At 50.3% G+C, this 11,251-nt stretch carries 2 protein-coding genes; both read right to left on the reverse strand.

Annotated elements, in window-relative coordinates; all coding sequences use genetic code 11:
• Nucleotides 1–4: 4 nt before the first annotated feature.
• Nucleotides 5–4,912, reverse strand: coding sequence for a beta-ketoacyl synthase N-terminal-like domain-containing protein (locus NYE38_RS11640; protein ID WP_340802497.1), 4,908 nt, complete (start codon nt 4,910–4,912; stop codon nt 5–7).
• A gap of 39 nt (nt 4,913–4,951) precedes the next feature.
• Nucleotides 4,952–11,248, reverse strand: a complete 6,297-nt coding sequence (locus NYE38_RS11645) for a type I polyketide synthase (protein ID WP_340802496.1) — start codon at nt 11,246–11,248, stop codon at nt 4,952–4,954.
• Nucleotides 11,249–11,251 lie beyond the last annotated feature (3 nt).

The following is an 11,251-nucleotide window of genomic DNA, read 5'->3' on the forward strand; positions in this document are numbered from 1 at the left end:
TGCTTTACCCGTACGGTCGCGGGGCAGGCTGAATATGTCTTCTGCGGGGAAACCCCCCCCCGTCTTCAAGATCGGCCAGACGGATGTGCCAGCTCGGATGTTCTTTTGCGAGAGACCCGACGAAACCGTGCACACCGGAATGAGCGGGACGCACCTCATCATATTGGGTGATAGGCTGTGCTTGGTGCGTAATCACCGTCATCCCGAGCTGCTCTTTTCCATACCCGAGACCGATAAGAGCTTTGGCCGCTCTGAAAATTTGCAGCACCCCGCTTTTTTGATCATGGCTGTCAGAATCAGCCGGCTGAGGGGCAAACCAGATCATATGCTGAATCTCACCGAGACGGCGGAGCCGATCGGATATCACTTCAACGGAAGCACTTTGGCCGATATCAAATCGCACAGCTTTAGGAAACAATCGTAAAACCGCGTCCGCCTGCCCGTCTGTACCGCCTATGATGACAGCTTTTGCTTCAGAAATGGGGAAGCCGGTTTGGTTGTCTATCGGTTCCGCGTCCCATACCTGCATCAGTTTGACGGCTCCGGTAAGGTTACCCGGCAGATCGTATTGCTTATTATCGGTTACGGCCGGCGCACTTTCGGCCATCCGGGCAGAAAATCCTTTTATCCTTACACACACATTGCCGCGTTCATCACATATATCAATGTCCATTCTTCGCACGGCCGGTGTTTCATGCGTCACAAACACGGCCGCCCACATGTTTGGACTGCACGGATGAAAAACGGTCAGTTCATGTAATTCAAAAGGCATTAACGGCTGCTCCGGATAACCCGCTTGATCTTCATTCATAACGCCGATGGCCGCCTGAAAAGCGGAATCAATCAGACTCGGATGGAGCACAAACTGTTCGGCTTCATCAGAAACGGAAGCAGGGAGCACCAATTTAGCCAAGGCTTCTTTTTCCCCGCAATAAATGTGATCAATTCCTTGATGTGAAGGTCCGTATACAATTTCCGCCTTTGCAAACGCCGCATAGCAGTCTTCTTTTGACAGCACTTTTTTGCGGCAGCGCGCTTTCAGCTGTTCAATATGCAAAAACGGCGCCTCAGACAGCGGCTCAATCACAGCACTGCCTTCACAATAAATGTCTGAATCATTTTCATTGCTGTACACTTGAAATGAAACATTGCCGTTATCCTCCAAGGAAAGCCCTGTCGTCATACCCAGCGGCTCTTTTTTATGAACGGCCTGGCGTATCCAGCTGATATACCGCAGCGAAATGCCGGTTTTAGCCGTGTATTCAGCGGCTAACGGCGCGGCAGCCAGTTCAGCCGCGGCTCTCGCCATTTCAAGATAAGCCGCCCCGGGGAGAACACGCTTGTTTCGGACGATATGATCGGCTAAGAAGAATTCATCTCCGTTCAGTATCGTACTGAATTTTTGTTCTAACAAATCTGATGTATTGCGGTGAAGCAGCGGGTGAAGCCTGCTTTCTGTCTTTACGGAAGTGACGGGATGATCGGGCTCCGGTATCCAATATCGTTCCTTTGCAAAAGGGTACGTCGGCAGACTCATCCTGCGCGGTTTCTCCTCCTGATACAGCCGCGTCCAGTCTATCTCAAACCCTTTTGACCACAGCTCCGCAAGTTTTTTGTAAGTGCCGCTGTCCATCCATTTTCGGATCAGCTCCTCCGTATCCTGATCATCATTCAGGAAACCCCTGATTTCCGTTCCGCTATCAGACCGCCCTTGAAAGCATTCGTCAATCTGCCGTTTTCGTTCTGTAAATTCGGTTAATTTCCTGATCAGGTCCGCTTGATCGTTCACTAAAAAAACAAGCCGTTCTTCCATTGCCAGCCGTCCCGTTTGCAGCGTATACGCCAGTGACCGCAGGGAAAAAGATTCATCAGGCTGCTTATCTAAGCCGGACTGGCCGAAAAGACCGAAAAGAATATCCTTATGTTTCTCATCGTTTGTAAGACATTCTGCTAAAGTCCGGACGGAAGTATGCTGTATGAGATCAGTCATGTCTATTGCCAGCCCGTATTGATCCGTCATCAGCTCAGAAAACTGTGTCAGCTGCATGACATCCAAGCCGAATTCCTTCCAATCCTGTTCGCCATCTACCGAGCCGGCCTCTACATGCAGAACATCCGCCAGAACACTGCGCAACGCATTTTCCAGCTGATTTTGCATTGTAACTCTTTTGTCATGAAGCGGCCCGCTTCCTTCAAGCGCTTTATCTTTGAGAAACATCAGCAGCCGGGCAGCGTATTCCTTCAGCCGCTCCGGATTTTTCGCTGATAGAGGCACGATATACGGTCTCTCTTGATTCTCCGTAATGCCGGGGTTTTTGGGCCTGTACTCTTCTAAAATGAGATGAACGTTTGAACCCGTCGCCCCGAATGAACTGATGCCTGCGCGTCTCGGACAGGAATGTTCACGGCCGTTCTCTGTATACACCGGCTTTTTCCATGACTCGGTTTTTTGCTGCACGTAAAATGGCGAGTCCTCTAAACGGAGATACGGATTAATCGTCTCTGAGTGCAAAGAAGGGACAAGCGTTTTGTGAAACAGCTGCAAAACCGTTTTATGAAGCCCGCTGATCCCGGCGGCTGATTCCGCATGTCCGATATTCGATTTAACGGAACCGATCGCACAAAATTGCCGATCCTCCGTAAACGTGCGGTAAGCTTTAACAAGACCTTGTATTTCAATCGGATCTCCTAAAGAAGTTCCGGTTCCATGCGCTTCCACATAAGAAATCGTCCGGGGATCAATCCCCGTCTTTTCAAGGCATTCGGCTATCATATCCCCCTGCGCCACGGGGCTCGGCACGGTAATCCCGCTGACGGTTCCCACGTGATTGACGGCGCTGCCTTTTATCACCGCATAAATATGATCCTTATCTTCTTCGGCTTTGTGGAGCGGCTTCAGCAGCACGGCCCCGATGCCGTCAGCTGAGACATAGCCTGTGCCGCCTTCGCCGAACGTGCGGCACAGCCCGTCACTCGAATGCATATCCATTAAGCCGTATGTGATATATTTTGTCGGGTGCAATGATAAATTGACGCCTCCGGCAAGAGCTGCTTCACATTCACCGCGTCTCAGACTTTCCGCCGCCATATGGACGGCCGTCAAAGATGACGAACACACCGTGTCAACCGCCATGCTCGGCCCGTGAAAATTGCAAAAATATGAAACACGGTTTGCGATCGGCGCATAGTTCAAGGGATAAGGAAAGACCAGCCCTTTCGCCGCAGCTTCAGCGCCGGCGAGAGAATAATCCATATGCATCACCCCGGCAAACACACCGACGTTCATTCTCTTATTCGGCCCTTTCGGCTGAACGATTGTTTCCGGGGTGTAGCCCGCATCCTCAATCGTTTCCCAGCATGTTTCCAAAAACAATCGTTCTTGCGGATCTTTAGCTTCTGCCTCCCGCGGAGAAATCCGGAAAAATTTCGCATCAAAACAATCCGGATCGTCTATAAAACCGCCCCATTTGGAAATCGGCTTGCCGGACGGCGATCGCAAATGCTCATATTTCCTCGTATCCCAGCGGGAACGAGGCACTTCCGTTACGCTGTTTTCTCCATTTTTTAAATTTGTCCAAAATTCACGAAGATTTTTGGCGCCGGGGTACCGTCCCGCCATCCCGACGATCGCAATATCTCCATTCTGCGTTCCGGCTGATGCCGACTTTTTCACGCGGATTTGGGTCGTCCTCTTTTTTTCCCGGGGCAAAGGCTCAGCACTTGAATGTCCGCTTTGAGCATGGCCGAAACCGGCTCCGTAATGTTCGCACAAATATCCCGCCAATTCCGCGATTGTCGTGTATTCAAATAACAGCGTCGGCAGTAGCTGCGTTCCGATTTTTTGTTCAATTTCCTTCACCATGTCCAACAGCCCCGGAGAATCCAGCCCCATTTCATAGTAGCCGATATCCGGGTCAATCTCTTTCACAGGTTTGTTCAATCGGGCGGCAAGCAATTCTTTTAAATAAAGGATGCACTGTTCAGTAAGGCCGGCGGAAGCCTCCGCACGGCGGGGCTCAGAAGGCGCCGGTTCCGCTTGCGGAGCCGGGACGGCATTCCGCCCGTCAGGTTCTTTCTTTTGCCGTTTCTGATTGATCAGTTCCGGGTCCCTCACCAGTTTATTGGCGAAGTTTTTCAGTTCGCCGACTTTTCTGCCTTCCTCATTGAAAAACTCCATTGTCACGTAAACGAGATCTTTCTTACGGGTGACGGATTCTTTTTTTATCTTGGTGATACATGTTGTCTGCAGCAATTCGGCGCAATAAAACGATTCATAAAACAGCGGCAGAAATAATTGCCCCTCCTTCCTCGTCAAAGGAGCGAGGTATACATTGGAGCCGATGCTGCTCGCATCTATCAATGCGGGATGAAACATCGCCTCTTCTGCATGTTCAAGCTGATCCTTTTGCACCGACAGATCAATATAAATCTCTTTTTCAGTTTGGTAGACGCTTCCGCAGCCTTTCATCATTCCTGAATGAACCAGTTCTTGATCCCTGCATTCCGCGTAAATGTCCTCAAGCGGTATTTCTGCCGCCGTTTGTTTTACGGCATCCATCCGGACGCTCTCTTGGAAGCCGGCGGGCTTGACGGAATGCATTTGCGCCGCGGCATATACCTTTGTCTCTGCTGCTTCGTCACCTTGTTTTTGCCCTTTCACCTCTACCTTCCACTGCTCTTCGCCGTTCTCTGTACAGTCAACGGAAAGCAGGATTGATTCTCCCTGTTCAGGAGCTAAAGGGTGAAAAATCGATAAGTGCCTGAGTTCAAGGCCGGCATGAAAAAAACCGTTTTCTCTGAAAGTCTGATAGATCAGGTCAATATAAGCCAGACCCGGCAGCAGTTCCTTTCCATAGGCTTTATGATGTTTCAGAACGGGATGCTGATTGTTAATAAGAAGCTGCTCTTGCATATGAACTTCCTCCATATCGACGTTCAATTTTCAGCGCAATCAGTAAGTCTTCATTTGTTTCCAAAACGTATTCGGACGGGACTTATGTGCGTTTTCATGCAGGCTTTCGGCTTTGTCCGGACGAATGGGCCGGCGTTTTAATTCCTGTCTCGGCAAAGGCTTTCTGACCGGGGTATACGCCTCTTGCTCCCAGGCTTCCACTATGACATGGGCATTCGTCCCTCCGTCAGCGAAGCTGCTGACGGCGGCAATCCGCGGTGAATCCGTCCATTCACGCAGCGCGTGCGAAAAATAAAACGGCGAGGCGGACAGATCGTAATGCGTCATCGGCTCTTTGCCGGAAAGGAAAGGCACACGTTTTCGGCGCGAGAGCATAAGCACTGTTTTAATGAAACCGGCAATCCCTTCAGCACATAACGGGTGTCCGATATTCGGCTTCATCGACCCCAATTCGCAAGGCGCGCTGTTTTGCATACGGTATACCGCTTCAATCGCCCTCAGCTCCAAAAGATCCGTTACTTCAGAGCCAGAACCGTTTGCTTCAATGTAGCTGATATCCTCCGCTTTTCTGCCGCTTTTGGCAAGCGCCTTGGCCATCACTTCTTTCTGCGCCTGTATATTCGGTGTGGCAGGCCCCGCGGTTCTGCCGTCATTGTTTACGGAAATGCCTTTAATGACCGCATGAATCCGGTCCCCGTCTTTTACAGCCTGGGCCGCTGTTTTTAAATACACCATTCCGACGCCTTCTCCCAATACGATGCCGCCGGTGCGGCGGTCAAAAATATGAAACGCAGGCTCTTCACTTAACAAATTGCGGAGTTCGAACATCCGGTGGGTTTGACCGGATTCCAGCAGACTGACTCCCCCGACCACCGCTGAGTCGATTTCACCGCAAGAAAGCGCCTGTATCGCCATATTCATACCGACAAGCGCTGAAGAACAGGCCGTATCCAAAACAAGACTCGGCCCCTTCAAATCAAAGAACTGAGAAAGATTGGCCGCTAAGTAATTCGGGCCGGCGGCGACTATCGGATTTTTTGCATGCTTCAGACGGTTTTCGTCAGGCATACTGCCCCCGCGTCCTCCTAAATAGACACCGGCTGACCTGCCTTTCATTTCTTGTAACGAGTAACCGCTGTCTCTGAACAGATGAAGCGCCTCTTCTAATAAAAGAAAGGACTGGATATCCATTGCCTTGATGTCTTCTTCGGGAATAAGGAAAAACTCCGGGTCAAAATGCGTTACATTTTTTAAAAGGCCCGCATAATCCGCCTTCTCCGTTTTCCAGCGCTCTTTCGGCACCCTTTGAATGGCTGACGTTCCTTCAGACAGCAGCTTCCAATAAGCTTCAATTGATTCAGCTCCCGGAAAACGGCAGGACATTCCGACAACAGCGATATCTTGCGCCGCTGCACCGCCAGAAGGCTGAATGACAGCGGCTGCCGTTTGTTTGGGAACGTCCGGGATTACAGGCTGAACCGGTTTTGAAACGGCAGCTTTGATTTCCGGATATGCTGTTTCAAGCCATCCGGCCAGCGCAGCAACCGTAGGGTATTCATACAGCACCGCCGGGTCAAGGTCAGCTTTGATCCTCTTTCCGATCGCTCTGGACACTTGGGCAAGCATGATGGAATCGGCTCCGTAATCTTGAAACGGTGTATCAGATTCAAATCTTGACGGCTCCAGTCTTAATTCCCGGCAGCAAATGCCCGTCAGCCACTCCTCAACGCTTTCTGTATCGGCCTGTTCCTGCTTCTTTGTTTCGGTAAGGCCGGATGAAAGCAGCAGACGGCCAGGCTCCCATTTTTCCGGGTGAATGACGGCCGGCATAATAACAGACCCGCAATCGCCTGCCATAATGGCATCAAACAGGCTCAGCCCTTCTCTGTCAGTGATGCTCTTTAAACCGCTTTTCAGATAGGCCCGGCTTTTTGATTCGCCCATACCCGTTTCTTTCCAGCTCGGCCATTGGATGCTCAGCACCGGAAAACCTTTTGCGGCCGCAAAATAATCCATATAGGCGTTAGCCATGGCATAATCGCTTTGTCCCGCTCCTAATTCCGGCATCACGCCGGACACTGAAGAAAACAGCGCAAAAAACCGGAGAGGCTCCTTGTGCAGCGCTTGATACAAAAGGTCCAGTCCGTCTGTTTTAGGCTCAAGTACGGTCATCATCTGTTCTCTTGTTTTGCGGATAAAGGCCGGATGATCGAGATCTACGGCTCCCGCTGCGTGTATCACGCCTCCTATCGGCCCCATCTTCTCTTTCACCCGGCTGACGGCCTGCTCATATTCAGGGCCGGAAGATACAGACAGCACTTCCGTTCGGACACCTTTTTGTTCGAGCTCTCTGATTCTTCTCACTTTATCGGAAAACGGGGAATTCCGTTTGACATGATCATCCCACTCCGCTTTCGGAGGCATTGTTTCTTTTCCGGTAAGCACGAGTTTCGTGACTCCATAACGTTCGGCAAAATGCCGGGCGAATAAATATCCGAGTCCCCGGGTCCCTCCGGTGATCCAAAGCACATGGTCTTTCGGAAATGAAAATTCTTTTTCTGCTAAGCTGTTTGTTTCCTTTAACCGCGCGTGATAGCGCACACCGTTTTGGTAACACACTTCGATGTCTTCAGAATCGCGAAAAAACTCCTCTGCGATCTGGTTTGCCAGCTCAGGATCTTCGGCAGTCCGTTCTGCATCCATATGCCGCGAGCGAATATCCTTATACTCACTTTGGAGCATCCGGTACAATCCGGCCTTTTTTGCACCTGAGAGATTTATCGTTTCATTTGCAAAAGGCTCAAGCCCCTTTGTCACACAAAGCAGCTGAAGCTTTCGGCCGCGGTTTCTGTTGTCAATGAGAGACTGCAGACGATGAATCCAGCTGTCATCATGATTGATTTCCGTCCCGCATCCCGTCACATCAATCAGACCGCCAAACCGGGCCGCGTCCCCGGATATTTCCGGTGACGCAGCGTCAATGATTTCAGACTCGGGGAAATAACGGGACAGCTCAACGGCCAAATTGCCTGTCTGGTGATCGGCGGCTATTCCGATGACGCCCGGCACTTCCTTAACCGGAACACTGCTGCTTTCTGCCCAGCTTTTCTGTAAAAAGCGGGTTTCACGCAATGTTTCAGAATGTGTTTCAGCACCGCGAACATTGTCCGGGGCTGCATCGTCCGGCCAATACCGATCCTTTATAAATGGATAACCGGGAAGGCTGATGCGGTTCGGCAGGCTGCCGTTATAAAGCTCTGACCAATCAATCTTCAGCCCTTTTACCCAAAGTTCCAGAAGCTTCGCGAATTTTTTTCGTTTCATCCATTTACGGACGGCGTCCTGCATATCTTCATCCTTAAAAACGGCTAGAATGTCTTTATACTGTTTGCTTTTTCCCCTGAAGCAGCCGTCTGTCCCGCCGTCAATAAAACGCTGCAGTTTTTCCGCTAACTGCTCTGTCGACGTCACAATAAATGCCGCACGTTCTTCCATCGCTTCTCTTCCGGTTTGAAGGGTGTAAGCCGCATCCCGGAGGCTGCGGTCTGTGACGTCATTTTTTCTGATCGCTTGAAGAAGCTGCTGCGCCCGCTGCTTCAGGCTGGCCTCCTGTTTGGCGGATAATAAAATGACTGCGGGATCTTCATCTGTGAATGGCTCAGAAATCTCCCTATCAGGTTCAATATATTCTTCTATCAATATGTGGGCATTTGCCCCGCCCGCGCCAAAAGAAGAGATTCCCGCGATTCTCGGAATCTCCTTTTGCGCTCCGTTTTCCTCAATGACCGGCCGCTTCCAGTCTGCCAATTCACGCTGCACCACAAACGGCGTCCGGTCAAATGCAATATTCGGATTCAATTTTCGGCAATGTAATGAGGGGGCAAGCTTTCGTTTTTGAAACTGGAGCAGCAGTTTCGTTACACCGGCAATGCCTGCCGCCGCTTCCAAATGCCCGATATTGGATTTAACTGAGCTGATGGCGCAAAAGCCTTTATCTGACGTTTTCGTTTGAAATGCGCGGGTCAAACCGTCAATTTCGATCGGATCTCCGAGTTCAGTGCCCGTGCCGTGGGCTTCGATACAGCTGATCATCCGCGGATGTATTCCTGATTTTTCAAGCGCGCCGGAAATCACGTCAGCCTGGGCGCTCGGACTCGGCACTGTATACCCGTTTGTTCTGCCGCCGTGATTGATATGAGTGCCGCGAATCACCCCGTAAATACGGTCCTTATCAGCTATCGCTTTTGACAGCGGCTTTAACAGCACGGCCCCGACGCCTTCCCCGGGAACAAATCCGTCCCCGCCTTCACCGAAACTTTTACACGTTCCGTCTTTTGAAAGCATTCGATAGGCGCTGAGCTCCGCATAAGCCGAAGGATGCGTATACACATTCACACCGCCGGCAATCGCCATGTCGCATTCGCCGCGAAGGATGTTTTCACACGCTTCATGAATTGCAGTCAGCGAAGACGAGCACATCGTGTCGACCGGCATGCTCGGCCCTTTCAGATTAAGAAAATAGGAAACTCTGTTGGCCGCTGAACTGAACGACGTTTTCGGCTGCAGGGTGCCGCCGTTTTTCCAGTACATTCCGTACCCGTTTTTCGTAATGCCCGCAAAAACGCCGACCCGGCCGTTATACAGATTCTCAAGCTGTTCCTTCGTATAACCGGCATCCTCCATCACCTGCCAGCACATTTCAATAAAGAGACGCTCCTGCGGGTCCATATTCAAAGCATCACGGGGTGAAATTTGAAAAAACAGCGGATCAAAGAAAGCGGCATCTTTCAGAAACCCGCCCCGCTTACTGTAACTTTTCCCTTCTTTCACGGCCGCTTCGGGATCAGGGTTGTAGTACTTGTCCTTTTCCCAGCGCTCTTCGGGAATTTCCGTCACACAGTCTTTTCCGGCTGCTAAGTTATCCCAGTACGCTTCAAGTGTTTCAGCTTGCGGATAACGTCCGCTGACTCCGATAATCGCAATCCTTTCTTTTGTCTGGTTCTCATTGGAAAAAGAAGGCCGTTTCTTTCGCTTGATAAACGACGGAAGCACCGGAAAATCTTCATTTGCCAAAACCTGTTCTGATACGCCTGAACGGTGCTCATCATCATTTGTCCATTTTCGGCATTCTTTTGGATAATCCGTGACAAAGTGAGCTGCCAGGGAGCCCAGTGTCTTATATTCGTAAAAAACCGTTTTGGAAAGGTCACCGAAAAGCAGAGACAATTCGCGATTCAATTTCGTCACAGTGACTGAGTCGATTCCGTAGGTTTCCAGCGGCTCTTCAGTATCTATGTTGGAAACAGCAATTTTTGTAGTCAGGGCAAAAAGCGTTTTGAGCTGAAGAAGCGTTTGTTCATACAAATGTTCACTGCGGTGTTCGGCACTGATTTTTCCGGAAGCGCCCGTCTTGATGACAGGCTGCAGCTTCAACCCCGACAGGGAAGCCCATATTTTTCCTTCTTCGTCACATAAATCAATATAAAAACTCCCCGCCTTTTCTTGTATCTCGGCCCATACCTTGTCAGGACAAGATTCATAAAACAAAAGCTCGTCCAAAGAAACCGGGGCGAACGTTTTATATTCTTTGCCGCCAAGCAGCGCGCATGCCTCTGTCACACTTTGCATCACACAGGGAGGGAGGCCGAATCGGGCGGATTCTTTTTGGTCTGTCAATGGAATTGATATATCTGCCAGCATCCGTCCTGCTGAAGCGTAAATACGCTCAATTCCTTTCATGTGCTCACTGTATTGAACGGTATCGTTCTGAGTGATGGCTTCAATTTGCTGCTGATCCATCAGGAAGCCGCTGTTTTCCTTCAAGCGGCTGATATCCAGCATGCCGGGCGCAGCATCAACTGGCTGAATCGTCCCTTGGCTGTACACATCATGATAACTGTAATCGGAAGAAAATGGATTATAAATCTCAAACCTTTTGGCTTCACCCTTTTCGGGTATCAGCCTGATTTCGATATGGAACGGCTCAGCCTCAGTCAGAATGGGCTTTGACCACACGATATGTGTCAGCCGGACAGCCTCAGTCTCCTTTACTGTCAAAACAGCCGCGGCTCTCGCCATTTCCAAAAGAAGTTCTCCGGGCATAAGCTTTTTACGCTGTAAAGAAACATCAGCGAGAAAAAATTCCCGGCCGCTGAAAGCTGCCGAGAATCCCAGTCCCGTTTCATCGGAAATATGCTGCTGAGCAAGCGGATGAAGGGAATCCGCTTGGCGAAGTCCCATCCGCATATCATAATCGCGCAAAATGCCGATCGCATCCTGTTTTGTCATTTTTTTATTTTTGACGTCAGAAAAAACCCGGTGCAGAAACTCTTTCATATG

Origin of the sequence: Bacillus sp. EU63, assembly GCF_038592915.1 — a bacterium.
GTDB classification, from domain to species: domain Bacteria; phylum Bacillota; class Bacilli; order Bacillales; family Bacillaceae; genus Bacillus; species Bacillus velezensis.

Coding starts and splice junctions, on each gene's coding strand:
- NYE38_RS11640 (WP_340802497.1), bottom strand. CDS start 4,912: ATGCAAGAGCAGCTTCTTATTAACAATCAGCATCCCGTTCTGAAACAT.
- NYE38_RS11645 (WP_340802496.1), bottom strand. CDS start 11,248: ATGAAAGAGTTTCTGCACCGGGTTTTTTCTGACGTCAAAAATAAAAAA.